This is a genomic window from Paraburkholderia adhaesiva (genome assembly GCF_021390575.1).
Lineage (GTDB): Bacteria > Pseudomonadota > Gammaproteobacteria > Burkholderiales > Burkholderiaceae > Paraburkholderia > Paraburkholderia adhaesiva.
This window is the reverse complement of the sequence record NZ_JAJEJQ010000001.1, coordinates 2428167-2453008: the sequence shown is the minus strand read 5'-3', so window position 1 is coordinate 2453008 and position 24842 is coordinate 2428167. Positions and strand designations below refer to the sequence as shown.

Sequence of the window (24842 nt, the reverse complement as noted above, 5' to 3'; positions counted from 1 at the left end):
GAGGCCCAGAAGTAGACAGGTGCCCTCGTTGATGGCTGTGAAACGTTTGCGGGCAGGTGTGATGGCCGATGAATGTACGCCCGGCCTGGGCGGCAAGGCACGCATCATAGACGCACTCCGCGCATGGGCGATGCGTATGTAATGAGAGGAAAGGAAGTCGGTGGGGTTAGTAAGAAGGGCTGTCGGCCGCAAGGCTTTAGCCGTGACTTCGCTCCGGGGGCGCGGGGCGTCCGTCGCGCTCAGCGTACTCGCAGCCACCGTCGGATCGTTCGTCGCTGCTCGATGAAGCGATCTCCCCCGGGCGGAAGAAGAGGGATAGTTATGCGACCGGGGCAAGCACCCCATAGACCCAGTCGCATGCCTACCCGTTGTTCCAGATGGGTGACTGTGTCTGGACGTTCAGCGGACAGTTCCGGCTACCGCACCGCTAGCGTCAGGTTGCGTATCGTTCACACGTTCGCCGGTGCGGGGGAGCGGCGCGAGCCGGCGCTGACCACGCTTACTTCAAGGATTCAGAGCCATCCTGAGACGACGAGAGCATCCGCTCCACATACCGCGCAATTATGTTGAGTCTGGCTGGAAAGGCTTGTCACAAAAGGCTGGGCCGTCAGTTGTGCGTCAGTATACCGTCAGAAATACCGTCGCTCGGCTGAATATGTGGCGAGACGTCCGTAGACGTAGGCCGGCGTATTCTGGCGTCCACCTCTTACATCTGTGTGTGGTCGACGTTCGAATTCGGTCATATATTTTGTCCTCTGACGGTGGCCCTAGCTCGCGGCCAATACTTCTTGGCAAGAGGTAAAATCGCGCCGGCAAAACGAGAAGAGGGGCGACCATGAACGACAGAAATCATGCTGAGGAAGTGCTGGTTGCATGGGAATCGCTGACCGCAGAGATGCTTACGGGGGACTCTGTTCGTGCGGTGGAAAAGATCGCCCCCGATGATCGTGGACGCATCGATCTGCCATCTCATGCGGGCGTATATGCCTTTTGGTGGATCGGCGATCGCGAGCAGCTCATGAACGCAAATCGGCACATCATGCTGAAGGGCCCGGGGGGAGGTGACGTCGATGTCTACTACCATGACTGGTGGCCGAGCGACGCGCCGTATCCCTGTTTATACGTCGGCAAGAGCACGGATTTGAAGAAGCGCTTCAGTCAGCACCTAATGCGAGGTACAAAGGGTCGTGTACATCCGTGGATAGCAGGAAACCGGAAGGCCAAGCCGCGCACGACGTCATGCCAAGTGCGATTTGGCATCGAGCACGTCTTCTCTACTGAGTCCAGCCCGCTCCAGCTCATCAAAAAATGCGTCGGCTTTTCCTACTGCGACAAGTTTGCGGACAACGCTGTTGCCGAGCGCTTTTTCACCGAGGACCGGCTGGTCGGTCACCTAAGGCCTTGGTTCAATATCGATTCTGAACGTTGATCTGAAGCGCACAGGTGTCATGCGGTACGGCACTATCCGGGATCGCGGCACATGCTGGTGCTTGCAAGATCCTGGTTGTCTCTATAGTAAATGCGGATTGCTTCACCGGGAGATTCAGAATTTGTGGGGATCCAGTAGTTGTTCACCACTAGATACTTGATCGTGACCTCTGGAGACCAAAGCCCAATCGCGCCGAGTGCGTGCTCCAGAGAATGAAGTAATCGGTTGGACGATTCGGCCTCGTATTTGATGCTGAACATTGCAGCGTCCGACTCCATCGACGGCCGATCAGAGAGCGGTGGTACGCGAAATTTGATGTCTGAATTTGCCGATATTTTCCGGCCATCAAGTTCCTTGTACTCGACCGCGGGGATGTACGTCTTATTACCACCGGGCAACACAACGCCATTCGGAGTTTGCTGTGCCGGCGTGTCTTGAGTTATGTGATAAATGATCTGCTGATGTGGCGGCGCCACGATCCGGAGGCGCGTGACGATTTTGTCTGCAGGTGTTGGGTTCTTCAGTTGAAATTCGTAGCCCCGATCCAGTGCTCTTACGAAATCGAGTGATACATCGCCACACAAGTAATGGTAAGCGCCGCCGGTGGCTGATGCCACGAGTCCCGAGCCCAAAACAAGCCCTGCTGCCACGTTGATCCAGCTTTTCTTTTTCTCGGTGTGCGCTGGTCGTGTGCGTACGGCAACTTGAGGGTGGTAGGTTTTTCTTTTTTCTTTTTGCTCATCGAATTCACTGCGGAGAGGCATGAAATAGTTGGGGGCCGGACCTTTGGTTGTTCGCTGTTTCAGCGCTCTTGCCGGGTGTCCCAGATGCGCAAGAGCGCGATCATTTTCGGCGTATCCGCGTAAGCAGGGATAACCTCATAGTGCAGTTCGTATCGGCCGTGCAGGCAGACCCATTTGTGTACCTCGCGGGGCGGTGGGCCTTCGTATCCGTCCAGTTCCTCGCCGAGGCGATGGTGATGATCTTCTCCCAGCTTGTCTGCTTCGCTCAGCAGGGCTTTCACGACCTTGCGCGCGGCGACCCCATCATTGAACGTCTTGATGTGCACAGAGATGTTCGCAAGATCGCCCATTGCCTTGCTGGTTGGCTTGACCGGGATATTCACGCACGCGGTACCGGGAGTTCGTTCTCGGTGCCGATACTATCGGCCCAAGCCTGCGCATCTTCCATGGACACCATGCGACCGGCATCCACATCGTCCAGCCCTTCCTGAATGAGCCGACGTTTTTCCTTCTCACGGGCGAGATAGGCGATCAATGCTTTTTTGACGATCCACTGACGCGGACGTTCGAGCTGCTCTGCGAGGGCGTCGACTTCTTCTGCTAGCGCAATCGGCACTTGCGCAGTGAAGGTGCGGGTTGTTGCCGTAGTCATCACCGACCTCTCTATTCGAATGAAATAAATTCTATTGTATTTTATTGGTACGTGTGCCGCCAGCATGATGGTCATCGATCTGGATCAATCTGGCTGGCGGATTGTTGCAAAATGTCGGAGTATTTCGCTGACTTTTGACGAATTTGGCTGGATTTTCAAAGTTATTTAGCTGTTGAGGCTACGATTTGACCCTGGTAACGTGTCAATACGACCGAAAAACTGCTCGAAAACCGGTTTTCGGCTCGCCGCTCGCGCCGCAGCGCACGCCTGAGTGAATCCGCCGGAATTTGGCCGGATTTCGCCGCGAATTTTCCCCTCTGATTCACCCAAAATGTCCGATGCCCGCCAGGCAGGCGTTGCTGCGCGCTCATTTCTTGCATTTCCAGGAGCTGATCCATGCCTGTGCTGCCCACCGGGGTCGAGAGTACCCCGACGACTTTCACGCCCGCGTTTCCGTATGTCGCGCAGACCAACGATTTCGATGACGTCTTCGCGTGCGCCGCGATGCTCTCGGGCAAGACGATCGAAGAGGTGCGCGAGATCGCCATCGCCAAGATCAAGCATCCAGCCCGTGGACCGTACTACCTCGGCGAGACGCTTATCGCCGCATTGATGGCCCAGTTAGGGCTCGTGGCGACCGTGTACAAGGAGATTTCCCGCGTATCGGATATCCCCGACGTCGCTCTGATCCTGCTCGACTACAACGACGAAATGGAGGTCGGTCGGCACATCCTGTTCCATCGGGCCAAGGCATCGCATACCCCCGGTACGACCATCGAATATGCGCTCGATCCGGCGCCCTGGTGCAAACCAGCTGACCGGGTTCGGACGAACTTCAAGGGTGTCGCAGGGACATGGGCGATCGGCATCCACGCGATGAACAGCAAGGCGGGCGCGGGCAAGTAGCAGGCTTGCCCATCGACGGATCGGGACAAACGGCTTATAGGCCCTTAGATGGCTTGCCACCCTTGGCCGGTCTCGACTCACTGAAATCGGGCAAGGCGGACGTGGCTACGCCGAGTGTGTCGGCCAGGATGCAGATGTTGATGAGGGCGATGTTGCGCTTGCCCCGCTCCACCTCGCCGACACACGAGCGCGCGAGGCCACTCGCCAGGGCGAAACCTTCACTACAACGTCGCGAAGCACAACGACTGAGCCTCAGCGAAGCCGGAATTTCTCTGTGCGGCCGGTTTTCGGACCGGCCGGTATTCAGGGCGGCGCGTGGCTCGTTGCATGTGCTGCCCTGTTATCCGAAGCAGCGACACGCGTGTCGCGATACCAACATAAGAATGAGTAGAGAGATGGATGATTTTCCACGGGCAGATTTGCCATATACCGCGGAGAAGCTGAAAAGGCGCGGTATTCTGGCACGGCTGTTTTTTGGGGCGGGTTTGCGCAAGCTTGAGAACGATTACCTGAACCCTAGGCACGGCGACGTACTTGCATCTCAACGACGCTACCGCCGATACCTTGCCGGAGACCGGCGCGTTGTCGTTCAGGCCAGCTGGTCGGTATGGCTGCCAGTCATTTCGATTTTCCTGGGGCCGGGATTGATGGGGATAGCAGCGAGTGTCTACGGGCTGAAGAAGGAGATCGACCACTACGGCCTGGGAATGGCCGCGATATCCCAATGGATTTGGCCGCATCGCACGCAGACGACTGTACCTGCCGTGTTAACCGCCGCGAATTCAGATATCCCGGTCGGAAGCGCAGCTCAATCAGGCTCGAAAGCAAGTCACATGAACACCCCGGCGAGTGACGCCATCGCAGCCGTCCAGCAACCGAATACTCCGGGGCAGTCGGCCACCTCGACCGTAGACACGAACGCGCAAGCGAATGGCGCCGCGCAGGAATCCGACATGGGACAGGAATTGTCCATGAAGGTGCAGGCCCTGGTTACGCAGTCGGAACAGCAGTATGACGCGGGTCAATATCAGAGCGCAGTCGCGACGGCTGAGGCGGTGCTGGCGATTGATCCCGTAAATATCATCGCGCAGCGGCTTCGTGATGCGTCGCGCCGGGAGATTGCTGCTGATCAGGCATTGGACGCTGCACAAGCACAGACGACTGTTCCCGTGCCTGCACCAACCGCTCAAGCAACGCAAGCCAGCCCTTTCGCGGCACATGCACCATCGCCCCCGGCAGGTACGTGCGTGTACGGCTGCAATCGCCATTCGTCACATGGCCTGCACGTCAGCGTTCGATAGACCGGACCGGTATTTCGCGCATTCTTTGGTTGGCCTCGACTGCCAACCGTGAGAGTCGCACAGCACGAACCGGCGGCACAGCCCTACCATGACGGCACCTGTGGTAAAGCAGGTGCCGTTTTTGCATCCAACAATAACCGACGAGAGAAGACCTGATGAAGCTGAAGCGATTGATTCTTGCACTGTCTGTCGTACTGCCAGTCGTGTCGGTAATGCCCGTTAATGCGTATGCCGATATGCACTCGTTCCCGCCGCACACGGGCGATCTCGTGACGCTGCAAAGCCGACCTGACGCCACACAGCCGATCTACATCGAAACCGAAACACAGACGCCCACGTGGGTTGTGCTCGATTTCCCCGGAGGCGGCGGCGACCTGTCCTTGAGCACCGACGGCCCGACACGTACCAAGGGCAACTTTACGATCCGCACGGCGAGTTACTGGATTCAACAGGGCGATGCGACGGTCATGGTCGATACCCCGTCCGACTTTGCTGATGGCGCGACTGACGGCTATCGCATGAGCAAGGACGCGCTCAAGGACGCGGAGGCTATCGTGGCCGAGGTTCACAAGCGGTTCCCCGGTGCGAAGGTGGCGCTGATCAGCACGAGTCGCGGGACGATCTCGGTTGCCAACATCTTCAACCGTGAGCCGGAACTTGCGGACGCCTACATCCTGACTTCGCCGGTCTCGGTGGTCATCAAGCATCACTCGGGTTTAGCTAGCGTTCACGCCGATCACCCTGAGAAATTCCGCGTGCTGTATGTCGGCAACAAGGGTGACGTGTGCATTGCGTCGCCGTACACCAGCGGCAGGGGACTGGCCGAAAGCAGCGGGTATCCCTTCATCGCCGAAGAATCCCATGAGGGCGGAGGCGACTGGAAATCGGACTGTGAGGGACACTCGCCCCACGGCTATCTCGGCATCGAGCCACAGGTGATGAACGACATCAACGCCTGGCCGGTTGGGCAGCAACCGGCGGTCACACAGAAGTGACGGTGCAACACCTGAATACGGGCGTGCAATCACGCAATTAAGCAATCGGGCCTGACGGCCCGGACCATTCCCTTTGCCGCAACACCACACCGAAGCCGGAGCGCAATGCTCCGGCTTCGTCCGTTTACGGGGTGCGTGTTTGTGGTGGAGGGCGTTTTTCCACGAAGGAGACCTTCATGTCCTGCAAATTCTCACCATCAAGCAACCCCGATGATCGCTGTGATGTGCCGCCCCCTCCATCACGTCCGTTGTTCCCGTTAGGGCGAACAGTCGCGACCCGCAGCGTTTTGCTGCACCTAGAAAAAAATGGAATCGACGCTGAACAGTACCTGCGGCGGCACGCGTGGGGTGACTGGGGTATGGTGCCGCCCGAAGACGCCGAGGCGAACCGGTGGGCAGTCGTGAATGGCGCGCGCATCCTGTCGAGCTACCTGATCGCCAACGAACGCGTGTGGATCATCACCGAGGCTGATCGCAGCGTCACGACGTTGCTCTTTCCCGAGGAGTATTGACGTGGACAGCCAACAGCCATTCGCGGAACTGATGACTGCGCCGGACCAGCTACGCCGAACGGGCTATGACGTGATTCTGTGGATCGAACACGCCGTCGCCTTGCGCCGGTTCGTCCCGCCGTGCATCCCCGCGCATTCGGCCAACCCGAGTCTTCTCGACGAGGTTGACGGGGCCGAATCATCCATTCGTGCGTTCTCGGCGCCATCTTTCCGACGGCCGTCACGTCGCGATCACCGACGCTTAAGCCACGTCACTTACGCAATTTCACGCCTTTGTCCCACGGCGGCAAACCCGAAAATTCGTCGGGCGGGAGCAGCAGGTAGCAACTATTCGGCCCCCCGATGGGCACCGACATCGATTACGAGGCCCAGCACGCCGCGTTGTTAGCGCATTGAGGCGCTATGTCGACCGAAGCCTCGTCGGCGACCTTACCACGAAGGATGCGAGACGCCGCCCGCAGCATCTGCTTTGCCGCCAATGGTGTGATGCAAATCGCGGAACACACGCCGCGGTTATTTTGACGTGGCTTGCTGAGAGACACTTGCCGACGATGGATTGCCACCACAGAACGCCATGATTTGCTGCACAGCCTTGCGGGTGGACACACCCGCCAGTGTTTCGACGATCGATGCGATTGCCTCGTTGTTGAGCGCTGCGACATTGCCTCCACGAATCACGGTGCCAACGCCAGCCGTCATCAGCCCCTCCGTTGCGTTACCCACAAGGTTCGTCTTCGACCAAAGGCTATCGGTTTTGGTGGGCGCTACACATTCGCTCTTCATCGAATAGAGGCCGGTCACACAAGCTGTCGAGGTGGTGAGCGCGGGCGGATGCGGGCCGTTTGCGTCGAACAGCGCTTCGATTAGCACCTGTGTCATCTGGGGACCAAAAACACCTACCGCTGGCGCGCTAGCCCGCACTGGCTTTCCCGCCGCGGTGTCGCTGACCGCAATGGTGACGCCCCCGAATTGCACGGACTGCCCAAACAAGGCGATGAAACTCGTGGTTCCGAGCGCCGGCGGCGATGCGCAATTTCCTGCAATCTTGTTGCAGGCCGCAGCAATCGCATTGCGCAAATCCGTTTGCGCGCTGTCGGGGAGAGGCGAGCTCAACCGCGTGTTGAAAAGGTTGAGGACCTCGTTCTCAAGAGCCCTTTCGTCGACTGTTACCTGAATGAACTGATTGCTCCTGAAGTAAGCGTCGAAATACGTTGCGAGAAAGTCGGCAGCATTGAAAATCGCGACGAGCGCAATCAGCTGCGGAGTTTCGGTGGCGTCCGTGCGTGGTTCGGGAAACTGGTCAATGATCTGTTGCGCGACGAGCAGCGTTACAAGCCGGAACGGCGCTAGGCCGGCAAGTTGCTGAAGGGTCGGCAAGAGTTGTTTCTGGTCACCGGCACCGAACGTCGTCGTGGCTCCACCGCTATTTTTGCTCAGGAGCGTGGCTTTCTTATCAGTTACGAAACTGATCAGATTGAGCGTGGCGTTTGCCGCCTCCGATTGTTGTGAGCCGGAGAGACGTCCACTCGGCAGTACTTCGTCAGCGAGCCATGGAATGCGCCGGGCCAGCTCGTATTCGACCGAGTTGTCATTTGCCTTGAACGCCGCCTGCAATGCTGCAAGCGTGCTTTGTAGATTCTGAATACGCGCGTTGTCATGAGCCACAAGTGAAGTGGCGTTGACATGTTGCACCGGTGCGCCGATCTTCTGGTTAGTCAGCACGACCCCGCTCGCCGCGGCCGCCGCAGAGGCACGTGTATCGATATCCACTGGTGTCGCGCTGCGCACGCGATTGAACGCTTCGTTGAGAACCACGCTTGCTATCCCGTGCGACAGAGCGGTCGGACGGGGTAGCTCGCAATCCGGAGCAATCGTCTCAACCAAAGCCTGTGGGCCTGTTGGATCTCCTCCCGGAATCCAGAGCGCGCAGCCCGACAGCCCTAAGGGGGCGACGCCCGCCACGAGCGAAAGCCATCTGTATTTCCGCTTGGTATGCATTCCTGACCCCTGCGTGCATGCTGCCCGTATCAAGTGAGTGGAGTGTCCGTTTTGTGTCGCCCCTATTGATAGTCGAATGATTTGTCACATACATCATCGTTGCCGAATTCGCTCTGATCGCCGGAGGCATTCGCACCGACGATCTGTCGCACCCTGTCCAAAGCCTGCTGGTCTTTTGTTACCAGGATCTTGGCCGCACAAAAGATCGCATTTTGGACGGTGGCGGAGTCGAGGTTTCGATAGGGCTTCAGATAAAACAAAGTTGGCGTTGAGTTCGCAATAGTCGCAATCCTCACCATCTTTTCTGGCAGTGCAGGCTCGGTTCGCGAAAATGAGTCATCGCGGCTGAGTATTGGCAGATGATCGAACGTGAGGTGCCAAATTGTGCAGACATTCCGCGAGTTTTGAATATCAGCCACCCATACGGACCGGTTCCCGGGCGGGTCAGTGTTGAGAATGGCCGGCTTGCCACTTACCAGGTTTCTGACTTTCAGCGGCGAGTTTACGCTGAACGACGAGCCCGAAGTCTGGGAGTTGTTCCAGTAGTCGAGTTCTCGCAGGGTGTCGAGCCGACGTTGCGTCAGCAACGTATCCATAGCCCACATCGCGTTCTGATCAATGAGTCTACCGAACAGCCCCCTTGTATCCGGCGTGTGGGGTTCTTCGTCCGATTCATCGGGGTAAGCGTCAACGATAATCATTAGGCAGCTTTTCGCGGTCGTTTTCCTGCCCACTGTCAGAATACCTTGTTGAATGGCGTCGACGCCGAGGTTGTCCGACGGGCCACCGTCGAACACATGGACATAGCTGTCGCGTGACTCTGAAGACAGCGGGGAACCATTGGATGGACTGTAGTCCCGCAGGGCGACGCTGCTAAACGCGGCGGGGAATGCAGCGGAAGCGGCAGCCGCATAGGCGATGGGGAAATCTCCGAGTCGTGCGTATAGGCGATTGAAGGATGTATCGGTGAATGAAAATCGATTTTGCATCGCCGAAGTCGAGTTCAGGACGATTTTGGGCATGGTTCCTGGAAGGTCACCGTAGGTAACCCACTTTCCACCTAACAGCTTTTCATCGAAGACACCGGCCATGATGTCGGTGCGACTCATGGGCGTGAACCAATATCTGACCACATTTCCCGGATAGAACCAGCGTGCTTCCCAGGAACTCTGAAAGTCTTGGAACATTTTTTGTTTGACGGTTATGAGACCCGCGTCGCCGTACACAGCGAAATAGGCGGCCGTTAGCGAGCCACCGGATACAGACGAGATGATTGCGGCATGTGCTGGGTCGAAAATGGCCGCCTCCTTCAGGTAGTAGAGCACAGCGGCGGAAAAATTCGCGGCGCGACTGCCGCCGCCCGAAAGCGCGATTCCGACGAACGTCCCGTCGGACAGTTCGGTTGCCTTGACAATGTCCGTCCCGCGTGTCTGATTGTCTGGCTGGACGACCGGCGTACCCGCTGACTGAGACCCGCATTTCGGCGCGCTGGACGACGGTACCTGGTTGCCGCTCGTTCCCATCGGCCAGCAGTCATTTGGCGCCCCGCTGAAGGACGGTGGAATACTCGAGCAGTTCGTCAACAATTGGCACAGGCACACGCCCGCCACGACGGCAATGGTGCGCAGGCCATATCGATCATTCATGGTCGCCTCACTGTTTGTATGTCCTCTGCTACTGAACACTGCCGTCCAGCTCGGTCCGCGTGGAGTTGTGCTTCCGCGGCGAATACGATAGCAATGCACGAGACCGATGGTGTGTGGCCTGCCTAACGCAACTCGATCTCGTACTGGAGCACAGCGTCGACGATCCATACGTCTTCGGTCACTACCACGCCTTCATGAGTCACACTCGCGATTTCTTCGGCGTCGCGATTTTGACTGTGCTTCGTCCACAAAACCAGGCTTCCTCGGTCCGTCACCCGAGTTATCGTATCCACGCGAATCCGCATAGTCGCTGAGCAGGTCGGGACAGATTGCGTTTCCCGTGAGGTCAGCAAATAAATCGACTGGCGAACACCGCATTCGATACTTAGTGCGGAAGCAGACCCTCCGCCGCTAGTACGTCGAGCCTGCTGCTATGATGCGGTGTTTCCCAGCCCGGGCCATCCACGAACTTTTTCGAAGACAAAAACGTGAACCATCTCGAGAGTTTGCTTGCATATGGCCCACGCAATCTCGGTTTTCAATTCTAGACGCCTGGTGGTAAACGAAGCCCATTGAGATCAGACGTGGAAGAAATCGGCCTTATTCCAAGGTTAGAGGTGGCCTCACTCGTTCGGACAGTCATCTGAGATTTTTAAGTGGAACGTCCGAGGCAATCATGCTGCCGATTTGATCGCAGGCAGCGTCGCGAAGTATGCCTCATCCGGGGTCTGATCCGCCAGGCTCGAATGGGGCCGTTTCCGGTTGTACAGCTCGACGTATTCGCCGATGGAGCGCCGGGCATGGCTGACCGACTCGTACGCTTTCAGGTAGACCTCTTCGTACTTGATGCTGCGCCACACCCGTTCGACGAACACGTTGTCGCGCCAGGCCCCTTTGCCGTCCATCGACAGCCGCACGCCCCGGCTCAGCACCGCCTCGGTGAACGCGCCCGCCGTGAACTGGCTACCCTGATCGGTGTTCACGATGTCGGGCAGTCCGTAGCGGGCGAACGCCTCTTCCAGCGCCTCGACGGCGTGCGTGGCTTCCAGCGTGATGGCGACCCGGTACGCGAGAATCTTGCGGCTCGCCCAGTCCACCACTGCCGTCAGGTACACGAAGCCGCGCGCCATCGGAATGTACGTCGTGTCGAGGGCGAACACCTGATTGGCACGCTCGATCTTCATGCCGCGCAGCAGGTACGGCCAGATCTTGTGCTGCGCGTTGCGGCGGCTCGTGTTCGGCTTGCAGTACAGCGCCTCGACGCCCATGCGCTTCATCAGCGTGCGTACGCGACGGCGACCCACCTCATGGCCTTCCCGGCGCAACAGGCGCGCCAGCATCCGCGCCCCTGCAAATGGGAACTCCATGTGCAGTTCGTCGATTCGCCGCATCAGCAACTGATCGACCTCGCTGACCGGCTGCGCCCGGTAATATGCGCTCGATCTCGCGATGCCAACCAGTCGCGTCTGTCGCGAAACCGGCAGCGCATGCGTACAGTCAATCATCGCTTTGCGCTCAGCAGTCCGGCTTTGCCGAGCGCTCCTGACAAAAAATCGTTCTCCAGCGTCAACTGCCCGATCTTCGCGTGCAGCGTTTTCACGTCCACCGGCGGATCGCTCGACGGTGCACCTGTCGCACCAAACACGTCTGCCGCACGCTCCTGCAACTGCCGCTTCCATTCCGTGATCTGGTTCGGATGTACATCAAACTGCTGTGCCAGTTCGGCCAGCGTGCGCTCACCTTTGACCGCTGCCAGTGCCACTTTCGCTTTGAACGCCGCTGAGTGCGTCCGTCGGGTTCTCTTCGTCATTTCCTCGGTTCCTTTGCCAGCATTATCGCTGGCTCAGGCCCCGGCCAAACCACTTATCCGACTGTCCGAATTTGCGCGGCCACCTCTGTTCAAGCCGTCGAGAAGGCCATTTGCCGTTGAAGTCCCGAAGTCGAAGAAACCTGCAGTTCTTCCCCTGCAACGCCCGGAAGCTAGCTCGAACGATCGAGCGCAGGTGAGCATTCGATTGCTAGTGTTTACTTTTCCTGTCGACCAAAAAAGTAACCTATGACAAGCGTTACGATTGGCGGAATGATTTGCGCGCATCGGTCGAAAATCTTCGCTCCTCGACCGTCACTGGGATTGAGATTGGGAAGACTGGGTTCCCAGTAGTACATTGCCATGCTAAGCAAGAAAATGAGGGCAAGGGTCGTGAGTATGACAGCCGCGAAGTGAACCAGCTTTGATTCCTGTGAATTGGGTATTCCCAGAGACCAGATCAACAAAGCCATCACGAATACGATCGCTAGCTCGCCGAGTGCGAAGAAGCCGACACTTTGTAAGGGCATAAATTGTCCTCAGGTCACTGACGCTCATCAAGTTCGGCGTAACGTGCCGCGAAGATCGGAGCGCAACTTTCCGATTTATGGCAGTAAAGCGGAAAGCAATCTGTGCGCAACGCCGCATACGTCGCGTTCAGAGGCCTGCCGCCTCTCTCCGTCTCTCGCAGGCATGCAGTTATGCGACCGTGATGTGCTGCCACTCCCCTGTACGGGCCGGAAACTTCACACGGAACGGTCCTCGATAAAATCGAGTCTCTCCCAGTGGGTCGTGCAATGGCGCGAGGTTGAATGCGCATCTGCAAGATCAGGCGCCTCCTGAATGCAGCGCTCACACGCAGCGAGCGTCCCGTTTTGCACTGCGGGATAAGCTCGAAAAAGATAGCAATATTGATGAAATATGGTCGTGAAACACGGTGTTGTTCGGCATTCATGCGACAGATCGTCCATGAGGTTTCATGCGTAGTTGTTCACGCACCCCGTACCTCGCGGGGCAGCAAACGGCTGCAGGCAACCCGTCGCGGCCATTGACCACATTCAGGGCGTGGAGTCGCGTTATGGCTTACGCCAGTTATTCGCCGGCCGTAGGTTAGTTTGAGTCATGGTCCGATGGCTAGCTCGGACTGTCCTGCTTTCGCCGTTGTATTTTCGTAGCAGGATGTTTTTGCCAGTAAGTTCCGCAGTTTAGACGTGGTAAGGGACGCTCGATTGAACGCCAGATGGACGTGCGCCGCATCCGATTACGTTGGGAACTGCGCGGCGGAGCCGTATGCTCACGACCAACTAAGGAGCCCAATGTACTCTATCTGCCAACGACTAGGGTTCTCGATTCACGAGACCTCTCGTGGCCGCTGCCGGCTCAATGACGAGCATTTTCCCAAGAAAAATTCGCACAGAAACTGTTTTTCATCCTTCGTGGCGGATGACGGCAACGCCGTCGGCTACGCACGCCAAAGATCATTGGATTATCGGCGGCTTCCGTATTGACCGCGGACGGCAAGCACTTTCGAATACTTATGGCGAGAAGAGGCGAATCGCGGGCTTGTTCGAGACGCACGAAGACTGGTTCTATCCGCCCGCGATCGCGTTTCGTATGACGCATCGAATGTCTGCTAGACGGCATAACGGCTACGACGAAATTTCGCAGGGTGCGAACGCCAACCTATGCTTGTTCGATCGGGCGGCGACCTATGGGCCTTCATTCGTTCCGATCGTACTTCGCATTCGTGCTATTCAAAGGGCCCAACGTATCCGGCCCGCCCGCTGCCTCTTTTGCCGATATTGACCTGCCCGGCGATTTTCGGACCAGTTGAAACTTGAGAGAATGGCTTCCAACCGAGAGAAGGAAGTCATGAAAAAGAGCCGGTTCACGGAAGAGCAGATGGTCACGATGCTGCGCGAGGCGGACAAAACGTCGGTCGCGGAGGTATCGAAGAAATACAGGGTAAGCGACCAGACGATCTACAACTGGCGCCAGCACTTTGGCGGCATGGATGCGGCGGACGTCAAGCGCCTGAAGCAGCTGGAGCAGGAGAATGCCCGGCTTAAGAAGATGCTGGCCGAACGCGATCTCGAACTGGACGTGATGAAGGAGATCAACGCAAAAAAGTGGTGAGCGCGTGCGCACGACGCCAGCAGGTTGCCTATGCGAGGGCACGGGGCCTGTCGGAGCGACGAGCGTGCGCGCTGATGCTGGTGGCAAGATCAGCGCTGCATTACCAGTCGAAGCTGGCTGAGCGGGATGCGCCCGTGACGGCGGCCATGTGCGTGCTATCGGCGCAATACCCGCGCTACGGCTACCGTCGCATCCAGATTTTTCTGGAACGGCAGGGCTACCCGATGAGCGCCGACCGAGCATGGCGACTGTGGCGGCTCGCCGGATTGCAGGTGCCACGCAAGCGTCCGCGTCGGCGTGTGTCGGTTCGTCGTCCCTGGCCGACACCAGCCACGGCAGCACGACACGTCTGGGCTTACGACTTTGTGTTCGATGGATGCGCCAACGGTCAGCAGTTGAAGTGCCTGACGGTGATCGATGAATACACGCGCGAATGTCTGACCATCGATGTTGCCGGGTCGATTCGCTCAGGGCGGGTAATCGAAGTGCTGTCGCAATTGATCAGCCTGCATGGCACACCGCGTTACCTGCGCTCGGACAACGGCCCAGAGTTTGTGTCCCGCGCCATCTTGAAGTGGGCCGCACAGAACGGAATGGACATGGCGCTCAGTGATCCCGGCAAGCCGTGGCAGAACGGTGCAGACGAGAGCTTCAACGGCAAGTTCCGTGACGAATGTCTGAGCCTGGAATGGTTCCGCTCACGGGTCGAAGCCAAAGTCGTGATTGAGCAGTGGCGGCGTCATTACAATGCGATTCGGCCGCATTCGGCGCTGGACTACCTGACGCCCAACGAGTTTAAGCAGCGGTATTGTTCAACTGAAGCAACCGAGGCCGTTCTCCAAGATTGAACCGGTCCGAAGAAATCAGGCAGGTCAATATCGCAAAGACGAGTCAAAAGATGAATACGCCCGCCTCCGTCACGCAGAATCTTGCTCCTCTCGCCGCAGCACAGGCTGACCCTGATGAGCTCAATTCTCTGAGACAAAGGGCGTTGGCCGCGATTGCCGCCATTAGAGCCGACCCAACGTCCAACGCCCCCATGGTCGACTTTCTTTTAAACCAGGCGCAAAGCCAGACCAATGATCTGATCAACGGAGACGCCAATTCTTCACCCGTGCATCACATTCTCGCAAACCTCAAAAGCTTGCTACTGAATGCGCAGTTGGTTCCGACGGCGTCGAGTGGGCTCGTGATGTCCTCGGTATCCGATGAAGGAGATCTCGTCGGATACGCGAAATATGAATTGCTGGATATCGGCTGGACTGAAGCGGCTGTCTGCTGGCTGGAGCACTTTCCAGCCAGCCAGAAGGCGTCGTTTCCAAACAAACCACCGGTAATTGTAGTGGTCAACTAATCCCGGACACTGCGTTAAGTTTTTCTTCCGCAACAGCCGGCGCCAGTCCGTCATTGAACTGATGCGGCCGTATCCAGTTGTAACGGTGCATCAGGTAGTGGCTGATATCCCGGTGTGCTTCCTGCGTCGACGTGTACCCCACTGACGGCAGCCATTCCGTCTTGAAGCTGCGGAACAGCCTTTCCATCGGGGAGTTGTCCCAGCAATTTCCACGACGGCTCATGCTCTGCTGAATCCGATAGCGCCACAGGCGCTGACGGAATTTCCGGCTTGCATACTGGCCGCCTTGATCCGAGTGGAACAGCAAGCCTTGCGGACGACCACGCTGCTCATAGGCCATCTCCAACGCCTGCACGACCAGATCGGCATCCGGGCGTGTCGAGAACGCCCAGCCAACAACCCGACGCGTGAACAGGTCGAGCACTACGGCCAGATAATGCCAACGGCCCTGCGCCCAGACATAGGTGATGTCACCACACCAGATCTGATTCGGCGTACCAACCTCGAATTCACGATTGAGATGATTCGGGATATCGATCCGCTCGACCGTGGCCTGCTTGTAGGCATGGCGACCCGGCTGCTTGCAGATAAGCCCGAGTTCTTCCATCAGGCGGCTGACCTTGAAGCGGCCAATCACCGTACCTTCTTCGCGCATCATGCCCATGATGCTGCGGCTGCCGGCAGAGCTTCGACTCTCGACGAACAGCTCGTGTACCCGGCTACGCAGTGCCATGCGCTCGGCGTCAACGCGCTGGGCGCGCTCCCGGTACGCATACAGGCAGGATCGCGATACGTCGAATACCGCGCAGATCAGTTCGACCGATTCGCTTGCGCCAATCTGATCAATTACTTCGTACGTTCGATGCCTTCCGACATCAAGAGCGCGGTAGCCTTTTTTAAAATGGCCTTCTCACGCTCGAGGCGTTCGATACGCGCCTCGAGTTCCTGAATACGCTGTTGATCCGGCGTGATTGCCTTGCCCTGCGGCGTGACGCCCTGGCGTTCCATCTGAAGTTGCTGCACCCAGCGACGCAGCACCGTCTCGCCGACACCGACCGAGCGGCTTGCCTCCATATGGCTATAGCCCTGGTCGAGCACCAGACAGGCGGCTTGCTGTTTGAACTCCGGGGAAAACGTACGTCGTTGCTTGCTCATCAGACACCTCTTCATGGCGACCATTCTCGCCTAAATCAGTGTCCGGATTCATTAGACCACTACATCCTCAACCTATTCGTCGTTACCAACCTGCCCCTGCCGAAGAGGGGCGCGGGCAACACCGAATCCGTCGGAGACTAAGTCATTGATCCGTTGTATGTTCAGCGTCGCTGGATGTCGGGTAGCTGCTGAGAAACTGTTATCAAAATGAACGGATGTCCGAGTTGATGTGCGGCTTCAGCGCGTTGATGCAACGCAACGAGGAGTGCGTGCATCAACCGCGATGCACATATCCTTAATTCCCAACGATCCCGCTGGAAAACCCGCGCCAAGCTGAAAAATACCCGCAGTGAGTCTTCCGGGTTGATCCGGCGTAACGCCAACACTGGCGCGGCAGACCGCCAGTTGCAGGAGCACGGAACAGCCAAGTTCCAGGATCGTGACGGTATACGAATCGCAAAAAACGGCCGTATACCGTCAGAAATACCGTCACATATTGTGGATGTAGCTGGATTCCACTAGGCGACAATAGACAGTGGATGTCGTAAAAACGCTGTTATTTCAACGAATTAGAGGCGTCTGTGGACGCCCCGAGCATCCTTTCGACGTACCGCGCAATCAGATCGATCTCCAGATTCACGAGCGAGCCGGCCTGCAGATGCTTGAGCGTCGTAACTTCGACGGTGTGCGGAATCAGGTTGATCGAGAATTCGCAGCCGTCGGCGCGGTCTTCGACCGAGTTCACGGTGAGGCTGACGCCGTTCACCGTCGCCGAGCCTTTATACGCGAAATAACGGCCAATCTCGGCGGGCGCGAGGATGCGCAGTTCATGCGATTCGCCCACCGGCGCAAAGCGCGTGACGGTGCCGAGACCGTCCACATGCCCCGACACGATGTGTCCGCCGAGCCGGTCGTTCGCGCGCAGCGCCTTTTCGAGGTTCACTTCGCCCGTTGCGGCGAGCCCCACGGTGCGATTCAGGCTTTCACGCGATACGTCGACGTCGAAACCCGTCGCCGATTTTTCGATCACGGTCATGCACGCGCCCTGGATGGCGATGCTGTCGCCGACCTGCACGTCGTCGAGACCGAGCCCGCCGGCGTTGACGGAGAGACGCACGCCCGCGTCGGCGCCTGCGCCGAGCGGCTTGATCGATTCAATGCGGCCCACTGCCGCGACGATTCCGGTAAACATCGTGCTGTTCCTTGTGTTCGTTTCGTTAGCGAGGCTCACTGCGCCTGCAGGTCTTCGGCACGCACGAGCCGCGCGAGGATGCGCAGGTCGTCGCCGATGCGCTCGACTGAATGGAAGGTGAGTTGCTTGCGCTCGTCGAGCTTTGCCGGGGCTGCGATGTCGATCATGCTGAGCGCGTCGCTGCCGAGCAGCGACGGCGCGACATAGAGCAGGAGTTCATCTACGCAACCTTCGCGCAGCAGCGAGCCGTTGAGCTTGTTGCCCGCTTCGACGTGAAGCTCGTTCACGCCGCGCGCGGCCAGCTCGGTGAGCATCGCGGGCAGATCGACCTTGCCGTGCCCGTTGCCGAGCGCCACCAGTTCAGCCCCGTGCGCGCGCAAAATCTCTGCGCGCTCGGCGTTGCGTTCGTCGAGCGAGGCGCAGAACACGAGCGTCGGTGCGCCCACAAAAATCTGCGCTTCGGGCGCTGCTTCGAGTCGGCTGTCGATGAGTACGCGCTTCGGCTGGCGCGGCGTGTCGACTGCACGCACGGTCATGCGCGGATCGTCTTCCTTCACGGTGCCGATGCCGGTGAGAATCGCCGAGGCGCGTGCGCGCCACGCGTGGCCGTCGGCACGCGCCGCCTCGCCCGTGATCCACTGGCTCTCACCCGAGGGCAGACCGGTGCGCCCATCGAGCGACGCCGCGATCTTCATGCGCACCCACGGGCGCTTCCTCGTCATGCGCGAGACGAAGCCGATGTTCATCTCGCGCGCTTCGTTGGCAAGCAGCCCGCAGCGCACGTCGATGCCCGCGTCGCGCAGCATCGAGAGGCCGCGCCCCGAAACGAGCGGATTCGGGTCTTCCATGGCAGCGATCACGCGCGCGACTTTCGCCTCGATCAGCGCGTTGGCGCAGGGCGGCGTACGGCCGAAGTGGCTGCATGGTTCGAGCGTCACGTACGCCGTGGCGCCTCGCAGTTCGTGCCCGCGCGCGCGGGCATCCTTCATCGCCTGAATTTCGGCATGGTCCTGGCCTGCCGGTTGCGTGAAGCCTTCGCCGATTACGACGCCGTCCTTCACCAGCACGCAACCGACGCGCGGATTCGGATCGGTCGTGTAAAGGCCGCGCGCCGCGAGGGCGAGCGCGCGTTCCATGTGGACGAAATCGGTTTGCGAGAACATCGTCGTGCTTTCTCCGCGGCGGCGGGTCGGGTGAGCCGGGTGAGCCACCCGGCGCTCTCTCGTGGCGTGTGTGGCGTGTATCGCGTGCGTTATGCCGACGCGAACGCGCGCCGCGCGGCAGCGATCGTTTCGTCGACGATCGCGTCGTCGTGCGTACTCGACACGAAGCCCGCCTCGTAAGCCGACGGCGCGAAGTACACGCCCTCGTCCAGCATCTGATGGAAGAAGCGGTTAAAGCGTGCGATGTCGCTCTTCGTGACTTCCGCGAAGCTCGCCGGGACCTTGTCGGCGAAGTAGAGGCCGAACATGCCGCCGACCGAATCCGCGACGAACGGCACCTTCGCTTCGCGCGCCGCCTCGGTCAGACCGTGTGCGAGACGCGCGGTTTGTGCCGAGAGGCGATCGTAGAAACCGGGCGCCTGGATCAGTTCGAGTGTCTTCAGACCGGCTGCAACCGCCACCGGATTGCCCGAGAGCGTGCCCGCCTGATACACGGTGCCGTTGGGCGCGAGATGGTCCATGATCTCGCGCCGGCCGCCGAACGCCGCCGCGGGCATGCCGCCGCCGATGACCTTGCCGAGGCACACCATGTCGGCCTCGACGCCGTAGAGCGCCTGGGCGCCGTGCAGGCCCACGCGGAAGCCGCACATCACTTCGTCGAAGATCAGCACGGCGCCGTGCTTCGTGCACAGGCTACGCAACGCGCGGATGAACTCCGGCGAGCCCTTCACGAGGTTCATGTTGCCCGCGACGGGCTCGATAATCACCGCAGCGATTTCGTCGCCGAACGCCTTGAACGCCTCTTCGAGCGCCGTGACGTTGTTGTACTCGAGCACGGTGGTGTGCTTCGCGATATCGACCGGCACGCCCGCCGAAGTCGGGTTGCCGAACGTGAGCAGACCCGAGCCGGCCTTCACGAGCAGGCTGTCGGCGTGGCCGTGGTAGCAGCCCTCGAACTTCACGATGCGATCGCGCTTCGTGAAGCCGCGCGCGAGACGCAGTGCGCTCATGGTCGCTTCGGTGCCGCTCGACACCATGCGTACCTGTTCCATCGACGGCACGATCTTGCAGATTGCCTCGGCGATCTCGATCTCGGACTCCGTCGGCGCGCCGAACGAGAAGCCTTTCGCGAGCACCTGTTCGACGGCCTTGAGCACCTCCGGGTGGACGTGGCCGACGATCATCGGGCCCCACGAGCCGATGTAGTCGATGTAACGCTTGCCGTCGGCGTCCCAGAAGTACGGCCCGGCAGCGCGCTCGATGAAGCGCGGGGTGCCGCCGACCGAGCGGAAGGCGCGCACGGGCGAATTGACGCCGCCCGGAATGGTGCGGTGGGCGCGTTCGAAGAGGACTTCGTTCCTGGACTGGGTGTTGGACATGAGTGCTGGATCTGCGTGAGTGGCGTGGCCGGGGTGGCCAGTGTGGCCGATATGCCGCGAAGGTCTCGCGCGGCGATGGGACATTCTCCCGAAATTGTACCGGAGTCGAAGGCAACGGGCGGAGGCGCAACGTCGCTCCGCGCCGCATGCGCACACGCCATGGCTGGCGGGCCTCATACCGCTTTGTCGCCTGGCGGGTTCCGGTCCTGATGCGCCGGATCGGCGGAAATGCGCCCGCGAGGCGCGCCGCGAGCCCGCTAAGGTCTGAAACTGCAAGGCAACGCCGGGCAAAACCCGAAGCCGCTCCGGCCGCGGGGAAGGGCGGCAGCAGCCTGATTTCCGCGCAAGACGCTTCAAAGCGTCGGGTACAATTGCATGCTCTGACGCCGCCTCGCGTTACGCGCGAAGCGGCCCATAACACCTGCGGCCGCGGCGTACCGCACACGGCCCGTTTCCTCTCGCTCCCATGCCTCATTCGTCACGCCGCCGGCCCGATATCCGGTTGATCCTGCTGCTCGGCGCACTCGCGGCCTGCGGCCCGCTCGCGACGGACATGTACCTGCCGAGCCTGCCCAGCATCGCGCGGGCGTTCGATGTGCCGACGGCTGCGGCGGCTGCAACGCTCACGAGTTTCATGGCCGGCTTCTCGATCGGCATGTTGCTTTACGGTCCGGTATCCGACGCCTATGGCCGCCGTCCCGTCCTGCTCGGCGGCATTGCGCTCTTCACCGTGGCGAGCGTCGCGTGCTGGCTGTCGTTCTCGATCCACGAACTCATCATCGTGCGCTTCCTCCAGGCGCTCGGTGCAGGCGCGGCATCGGTGCTTTCGCGTGCCATCGCCCGTGATGCCCACGAGCCGTCCGATGCCGCCAAAGTCCTCTCGATGGTTGCCATCGTCACGGCAATCGGACCGCTGCTCGCGCCGCTGATCGGCGGACAGTTGTTGCTGCTCGGCGGCTGGCGCGTCGTGTTCGTCGCGCTCACGCTGTTCGGGCTCGTGTGCGCCGTCGCGGCATACCTTGGCGTGCCCGAGACCTGGCCGCGCGAGAAGCGCGAAAGCTCGGCTGTGCTCCGGTCGTTCGGGGCCTATGGGCGTCTGCTGCGCGATCCGCTCGTGTGGGGGCACATGCTCTGCGGCGGCATGGCGTTCGCCGCGATGTTCACGTACATCTCCGCCACGCCATTCGTCTACATCGAGTACTTCCACGTCTCGCCGCAGCACTATGGGCTTTTCTTCGGCATGAACATCATCGGCATCATGCTCGGCAACCTCCTCAACACGCGATTCGTCGGACGGTTCGGCGCGCTGCGCATGGTGTCGATGGCGTCGACGGTGAGTTGTGTCGCGTCGCTCTTCGTCGCGCTGATGTGCCTGACGGGCTGGGGCGGGCTGTGGTCGATCGTGTTCGGCCTTTTCTTTGTCGTGGGCGTGGTGGGCGTGCTCAGCGCGAACTGCGCGACCGATCTGATGTATCGCTATCCGAAGAACGCGGGCGCGGCGGCAGCCGTGTTCGGTGCAACGCAGCTCGGCCTCGGCGCGTTCGCGAGTGCCGTGGTCGGCCGGTTTCCCGGTGTTTCGCCGTTCGGCATGGGCATCACGATCGGTGCATGCGGCGTGCTGACGTACGTCGGGCGCATCCTCGTTGTGCGCTGGCACAACCATCCGGTGCCGGGGCAGGTGCAGCAGCCTGTCTCGACGTGATCGTGTGAAAGCCGCCGCAATGAAAAATGGGACGCCTCGGCGTCCCATTTTTTCGCACGTGCAAAGTGCGAGCAGCCGCAATCAGTCGCGAGTTGTCGAAGACGCCCCGTGGCTCAGCCAGTCGAGCACGGCGGATGCGTCGTCGTCGGCTTGCTCGCGCGCGCGCTCCACGGCATCGTGCAGTTCGCCTTCCGACGACGCACGGCGGATCGCAACACCCACCGCAAGCATGTCGATCATCAGCAGATGCAGGATGCGCGAGATCATCGAGAGCTGCGACTCGCGTATCTCGATGTGATCGGTTTCGAGCGCGACGGTCGCGCGTTTCGCGAGCGGCGTGTTGCTCGACGTTATCGCGATCACCTTCGCGCCGGACTGCATGGCGACGTCGAGCACGCGCAGCAACTCGGGCGCGCGGCCCGATTTCGACACGGCCACGATCACGTCGCCCTTGCCAAGCAGTGCCGCCGACGCCGCCTGCATGTACAGATCGCCGTACGCGATGGTCGGGATACCGAAGCGGAAGAACTTGTAGTGCGCGTCCTGCGCGACGATGTGCGAGTTGCCGAGCCCGTAGAACTCGATGCGGCGTGCGCCGTTGAGCAGCGTGATGGCCTCCTCGACGCGCTCGAAGTTCAGGTGCTCGCGCAGCTGGATGATCGCGGAAACCGTGTTGTCGAGCACCTTCGCGCCGAAGTCGGTCGCGGTGTCGCCCAGATGCACCTGGCTGTGGCTCACGGGGACCGTGCCCGTGAGACCCGTGGCGAGCTTGAGCTTGAAGTCGGAGAGCCCCTGGCAGCCGAGCGAGCGGCAGAAGCGGATCACGGTGGGCTGGCTCACGTCGGCCTTGCGCGCGATGTCGACGATCGGATCGTTGATGATCGAGCGCGGATGGTTCAGCGCGAGGTCGGCCACGCGGCGCTCGGCGGGCGTGAGTGCGTCGCGCATCTGGCGGATGCGTTCGAACACGGCCGACGAACTGCCGCCCGCGCGGTTCGACAACTGCTCCGCGAGAATCGCCGACACGCCGAGGAACGCCGGATATTCGGCGGTGATGACGTAGGTCGGGACGTTCGCGAGGTACGCGTCGAAGCGGCCCTTGGCTTCGAAGCGCTGGCGGAACGACGAACGCGCGAACAGTTCGCCGAGACGCGGCACGACACCGCCGCCGATATAGATGCCGCCGAGCGAGCCGAGCGTCATGGCGATATTGCCAGCGAAGCTGCCGAGAATGCCGCAGAAGCATTCGACGGTTTCCAGCGCGAGCGCTTCGCCTTCGTGGGCGCGCTTCACGATGTCTGCGGGGTCGATGTTCGGGTTCACGCGCTTCTTGTCGCGCGCGGCGAGCGCGCGATAGATCAGCTCGACGCCGGGCCCCGCGCACACGCGCTCGAAGGAGACGTGCGGCCACTTCTTGCGCGCGAACTGCAGCACGATGTCTTCGCGCTCGTCCTGCGGCGAAAAGCTTGCGTGACCGCCTTCGCTGCCGAGTGCGATCCAGCGGTCGTCGGCGGGAATCAGGCCCGAGACGCCAAGGCCGGTGCCCGGACCCAGCAGGCCGATCACGCTGTTCTGGCGACGCGTGCCGCCGCCCACCTGCGTGCGCTGGGCGTCGGTGAGCCCCGGCAGCGCCATGGCGAGCGCGGTGAAATCGTTGACGACGAGCAGCGTGTCGAAGCCGAGCGCGCGGCGCGTCGCCTCGATCGAGAACGTCCAGTCGTGATTGGTCATGCGCACCTGGTCGCCGTCGACCGGATTCGCGATCGCAATCGCCGCGTGGTTCACGCGTGCAGTCTTCGTGTCCTTCAGGTACTGCTGGATCACTTCCGCCACGCCGGGATATTCGGCGCACGGATACACGCGGACCTGGCCGATCTCGCCCGCGCCGGTTTCGAGCGCGAAGCGCGCGTTGGTTCCGCCGATATCGGCGAGCAGCCTCGGTCCGTCGGCGTGCTGGCCCGCGGACGGGGCAGCTTTGTTAGGCACACCAGTAGACATCGAGTCTTACCCCCTTATCGTTCGCCAGCTTCGAGATGGCGTTGTTCTGTTCCGCCGCGGCGGCCTGTTGCAGGACTTCGAGCTTGCGCGCTCCCGCGATCAGCAGGAAGAGGCGGTCGACCTGGCGCAGCGCCTGCATCGACCACGACACGCGCGCATGTGGCGCTGCCTGCGGATGCACGGCGACGAACGGGCGGGCCGTCGTAATCGCCTCGTGCCACTCGGGCGCGTCCGCGAAAATCGACGCCGTGTGGCCGTCCTCGCCCATGCCGAGCACAGCAACGTTCGGCAACCGGCGTTGCGGGTCGGCGTTGAGCGCGGCGACGTGGGCGTCGAGCGTCGTCGATACATCCACGAGCGGCAGGAAACGCACGTTCGCGGCCTCGTTTTTCAGCAGCGTTTCGCGCACGAGGCTCGCGTTGCTGGCCGGGTCGGCTTCCGGCACCCAGCGATCGTCCACCAGCGTGACGTCGATTCGGGACCAGTCGAAGCGGTGCGTGGACAGGGCTTCGAGGAAGGGTCGCGGGCTCGTGCCACCCGAAACGGCAAGCGTCGCACGATGCGCGCTGGCGCCGGGCGCCGCCTGTTGAGCGATGAGCGACGCACGTAATGCATCGCCCACGGCTCGCGCCAGCGCGTCGCATTGTACGCGCGGGTCGTCGAATACATGAAGCTCGATCACTTCTCCTCCATGCTGCTTTCTTGTACGTCTCTACTGCGTTTCGTCTTTCAGGTCCCGGCGGCTGCACTTCGCGTGACCGCCGGCATGGCCAT

At 60.4% G+C, this 24842-nt stretch carries 22 protein-coding genes; 9 read left to right on the top strand and 13 right to left on the bottom strand.

Annotation, left to right across the window (positions count from 1 at the left end; translation table 11 throughout):
- Positions 1-835 precede the first annotated feature (835 nt).
- Positions 836-1429, top strand: a complete 594-nt coding sequence (locus tag L0U80_RS11110; RefSeq protein WP_233864074.1) for a GIY-YIG nuclease family protein — start codon at positions 836-838, stop codon at positions 1427-1429.
- A 32-nt stretch (positions 1430-1461) separates the two neighbouring features.
- Here the strand turns inward: L0U80_RS11110 and L0U80_RS11105 are convergent, their stop codons facing one another.
- The 4 genes from L0U80_RS11105 to L0U80_RS11090 all read right to left on the bottom strand — a co-directional run bounded on the left by L0U80_RS11105 (position 1462) and on the right by L0U80_RS11090 (position 3222).
- Positions 1462-2193, bottom strand: coding sequence for a hypothetical protein (locus tag L0U80_RS11105; RefSeq protein WP_233864072.1), 732 nt, complete (start codon positions 2191-2193; stop codon positions 1462-1464).
- 38 nt (positions 2194-2231) lie between these two features.
- Positions 2232-2555, bottom strand: a complete 324-nt coding sequence (locus L0U80_RS11100; protein ID WP_233864070.1) for a type II toxin-antitoxin system RelE/ParE family toxin — start codon at positions 2553-2555, stop codon at positions 2232-2234.
- Positions 2552-2899, bottom strand: coding sequence for a CopG family ribbon-helix-helix protein (locus L0U80_RS11095; protein ID WP_233864068.1), 348 nt, complete (start codon positions 2897-2899; stop codon positions 2552-2554). Before L0U80_RS11095 ends, L0U80_RS11100 begins: the two co-directional genes overlap by 4 nt.
- Before the next feature lie 86 nt (positions 2900-2985).
- Positions 2986-3222, bottom strand: a complete 237-nt coding sequence (locus tag L0U80_RS11090) for a hypothetical protein (protein WP_233864065.1) — start codon at positions 3220-3222, stop codon at positions 2986-2988.
- On the opposite strand from L0U80_RS11090, the gene L0U80_RS11085 reads away from it, so the two are divergent.
- From L0U80_RS11085 to L0U80_RS31655, 4 genes are all read left to right on the top strand, one after another.
- The gene (locus L0U80_RS11085; protein WP_233864063.1) at positions 3221-3730 is read left to right on the top strand and encodes a hypothetical protein; all 510 of its coding nucleotides are present in this window, start codon (positions 3221-3223) and stop codon (positions 3728-3730) included. The two genes, L0U80_RS11090 and L0U80_RS11085, sit on opposite strands and share 2 nt — an antisense overlap.
- Positions 3731-4125: 395 nt before the next feature.
- Positions 4126-5031, top strand: a complete 906-nt coding sequence (locus L0U80_RS11075) for a hypothetical protein (protein ID WP_233864062.1) — start codon at positions 4126-4128, stop codon at positions 5029-5031.
- Positions 5032-5186: 155 nt separating this feature from the next.
- Positions 5187-6026, top strand: coding sequence for a hypothetical protein (locus L0U80_RS11070; RefSeq protein WP_233864060.1), 840 nt, complete (start codon positions 5187-5189; stop codon positions 6024-6026).
- Positions 6027-6385: 359 nt separating this feature from the next.
- Positions 6386-6538, top strand: coding sequence for a hypothetical protein (locus L0U80_RS31655; RefSeq protein ID WP_308444852.1), 153 nt, complete (start codon positions 6386-6388; stop codon positions 6536-6538).
- A gap of 513 nt (positions 6539-7051) precedes the next feature.
- Here L0U80_RS31655 and L0U80_RS11060 read toward each other — a convergent pair.
- The 3 genes from L0U80_RS11060 to L0U80_RS11050 form a co-directional block, all read right to left on the bottom strand.
- A complete protein-coding gene (locus tag L0U80_RS11060) occupies positions 7052-8353 on the bottom strand; it encodes a hypothetical protein (RefSeq protein WP_233864058.1) in 1302 nt (433 codons plus the stop codon).
- A gap of 245 nt (positions 8354-8598) precedes the next feature.
- A complete protein-coding gene (locus tag L0U80_RS11055; protein ID WP_233864057.1) occupies positions 8599-10182 on the bottom strand; it encodes a patatin-like phospholipase family protein in 1584 nt (527 codons plus the stop codon).
- Between the two features lie 674 nt (positions 10183-10856).
- Positions 10857-11992 (bottom strand): IS3 family transposase gene (locus L0U80_RS11050; protein WP_373322092.1). Its coding sequence is split into 2 segments (ribosomal slippage): positions 10857-11737 and positions 11737-11992, totalling 1137 coding nucleotides; the frame shifts between segments, so codons are not numbered across the junction.
- A 1362-nt stretch (positions 11993-13354) separates the two neighbouring features.
- Between L0U80_RS11050 and L0U80_RS11045 the strand changes: the two genes are divergently transcribed.
- The 3 genes from L0U80_RS11045 (at position 13355) to L0U80_RS11035 (ending at position 15479) form a co-directional block, all read left to right on the top strand.
- Positions 13355-13795: a hypothetical protein gene (locus L0U80_RS11045; protein WP_233864056.1), complete on the top strand. Its 441-nt coding sequence runs from the start codon at positions 13355-13357 to the stop codon at positions 13793-13795.
- A gap of 66 nt (positions 13796-13861) precedes the next feature.
- Positions 13862-14973 (top strand): IS3 family transposase gene (locus L0U80_RS11040; RefSeq protein ID WP_233864055.1). Its coding sequence is split into 2 segments (ribosomal slippage): positions 13862-14111 and positions 14111-14973, totalling 1113 coding nucleotides; the frame shifts between segments, so codons are not numbered across the junction.
- A 50-nt stretch (positions 14974-15023) separates the two neighbouring features.
- Positions 15024-15479, top strand: a complete 456-nt coding sequence (locus tag L0U80_RS11035) for a hypothetical protein (protein WP_233864054.1) — start codon at positions 15024-15026, stop codon at positions 15477-15479.
- On the opposite strand, the gene L0U80_RS11030 is transcribed toward L0U80_RS11035, so the two are convergent.
- The 4 genes from L0U80_RS11030 to hemL form a co-directional block, all read right to left on the bottom strand.
- Positions 15472-16634 (bottom strand): IS3 family transposase gene (locus tag L0U80_RS11030; RefSeq protein WP_233862016.1). Its coding sequence is split into 2 segments (ribosomal slippage): positions 15472-16379 and positions 16379-16634, totalling 1164 coding nucleotides; the frame shifts between segments, so codons are not numbered across the junction. The genes L0U80_RS11035 and L0U80_RS11030 overlap by 8 nt on opposite strands.
- 556 nt (positions 16635-17190) lie before the next feature.
- Positions 17191-17826 carry a riboflavin synthase gene (locus L0U80_RS11025; RefSeq protein WP_233864053.1) on the bottom strand — a complete coding sequence of 212 codons (636 nt, stop codon included), beginning with the start codon at positions 17824-17826 and terminating at the stop codon, positions 17191-17193.
- Positions 17827-17861: 35 nt separating this feature from the next.
- Entirely contained in the window at positions 17862-18989 is a 1128-nt protein-coding gene (gene ribD / locus L0U80_RS11020; protein WP_233864051.1) for a bifunctional diaminohydroxyphosphoribosylaminopyrimidine deaminase/5-amino-6-(5-phosphoribosylamino)uracil reductase RibD, read from the bottom strand.
- A gap of 89 nt (positions 18990-19078) precedes the next feature.
- Positions 19079-20368, bottom strand: coding sequence for a glutamate-1-semialdehyde 2,1-aminomutase (gene hemL, locus L0U80_RS11015; RefSeq protein WP_233864049.1), 1290 nt, complete (start codon positions 20366-20368; stop codon positions 19079-19081).
- A gap of 466 nt (positions 20369-20834) precedes the next feature.
- Here hemL and L0U80_RS11010 point away from each other — a divergent pair, with 466 nt between their 5' ends.
- Entirely contained in the window at positions 20835-22070 is a 1236-nt protein-coding gene (locus L0U80_RS11010) for a Bcr/CflA family multidrug efflux MFS transporter (protein ID WP_233864047.1), read from the top strand.
- Between the two features lie 81 nt (positions 22071-22151).
- Here the strand turns inward: L0U80_RS11010 and L0U80_RS11005 are convergent, their stop codons facing one another.
- Positions 22152-24068, bottom strand: coding sequence for a bifunctional transcriptional regulator/glucokinase (locus L0U80_RS11005; RefSeq protein WP_233864045.1), 1917 nt, complete (start codon positions 24066-24068; stop codon positions 22152-22154).
- Positions 24049-24750: a 6-phosphogluconolactonase gene (pgl, locus tag L0U80_RS11000; RefSeq protein WP_233864043.1), complete on the bottom strand. Its 702-nt coding sequence runs from the start codon at positions 24748-24750 to the stop codon at positions 24049-24051. Before pgl ends, L0U80_RS11005 begins: the two co-directional genes overlap by 20 nt.
- Between the last annotated feature and the right edge of the window lie 92 nt (positions 24751-24842).

Bases quoted from the DNA above. Each gene is read 5' to 3' on its own strand.
- L0U80_RS11075 (WP_233864062.1), top strand. From the start codon at position 4,126: ATGGATGATTTTCCACGGGCAGATTTGCCATATACCGCGGAGAAGCTG.
- L0U80_RS11095 (WP_233864068.1), bottom strand. From the start codon at position 2,899: ATGACCATCATGCTGGCGGCACACGTACCAATAAAATACAATAGAATT.
- L0U80_RS11010 (WP_233864047.1), top strand. From the start codon at position 20,835: ATGCCTCATTCGTCACGCCGCCGGCCCGATATCCGGTTGATCCTGCTG.
- L0U80_RS11085 (WP_233864063.1), top strand. From the start codon at position 3,221: ATGCCTGTGCTGCCCACCGGGGTCGAGAGTACCCCGACGACTTTCACG.
- L0U80_RS11055 (WP_233864057.1), bottom strand. From the start codon at position 10,182: ATGAATGATCGATATGGCCTGCGCACCATTGCCGTCGTGGCGGGCGTG.
- L0U80_RS11005 (WP_233864045.1), bottom strand. From the start codon at position 24,068: ATGTCTACTGGTGTGCCTAACAAAGCTGCCCCGTCCGCGGGCCAGCAC.
- L0U80_RS11035 (WP_233864054.1), top strand. From the start codon at position 15,024: ATGAATACGCCCGCCTCCGTCACGCAGAATCTTGCTCCTCTCGCCGCA.
- L0U80_RS11105 (WP_233864072.1), bottom strand. From the start codon at position 2,193: ATGCCTCTCCGCAGTGAATTCGATGAGCAAAAAGAAAAAAGAAAAACC.
- L0U80_RS11110 (WP_233864074.1), top strand. From the start codon at position 836: ATGAACGACAGAAATCATGCTGAGGAAGTGCTGGTTGCATGGGAATCG.
- L0U80_RS11025 (WP_233864053.1), bottom strand. From the start codon at position 17,826: ATGTTTACCGGAATCGTCGCGGCAGTGGGCCGCATTGAATCGATCAAG.
- hemL (WP_233864049.1), bottom strand. From the start codon at position 20,368: ATGTCCAACACCCAGTCCAGGAACGAAGTCCTCTTCGAACGCGCCCAC.
- L0U80_RS11090 (WP_233864065.1), bottom strand. From the start codon at position 3,222: ATGGATCAGCTCCTGGAAATGCAAGAAATGAGCGCGCAGCAACGCCTG.
- L0U80_RS31655 (WP_308444852.1), top strand. From the start codon at position 6,386: ATGGTGCCGCCCGAAGACGCCGAGGCGAACCGGTGGGCAGTCGTGAAT.
- L0U80_RS11070 (WP_233864060.1), top strand. From the start codon at position 5,187: ATGAAGCTGAAGCGATTGATTCTTGCACTGTCTGTCGTACTGCCAGTC.
- ribD (WP_233864051.1), bottom strand. From the start codon at position 18,989: ATGTTCTCGCAAACCGATTTCGTCCACATGGAACGCGCGCTCGCCCTC.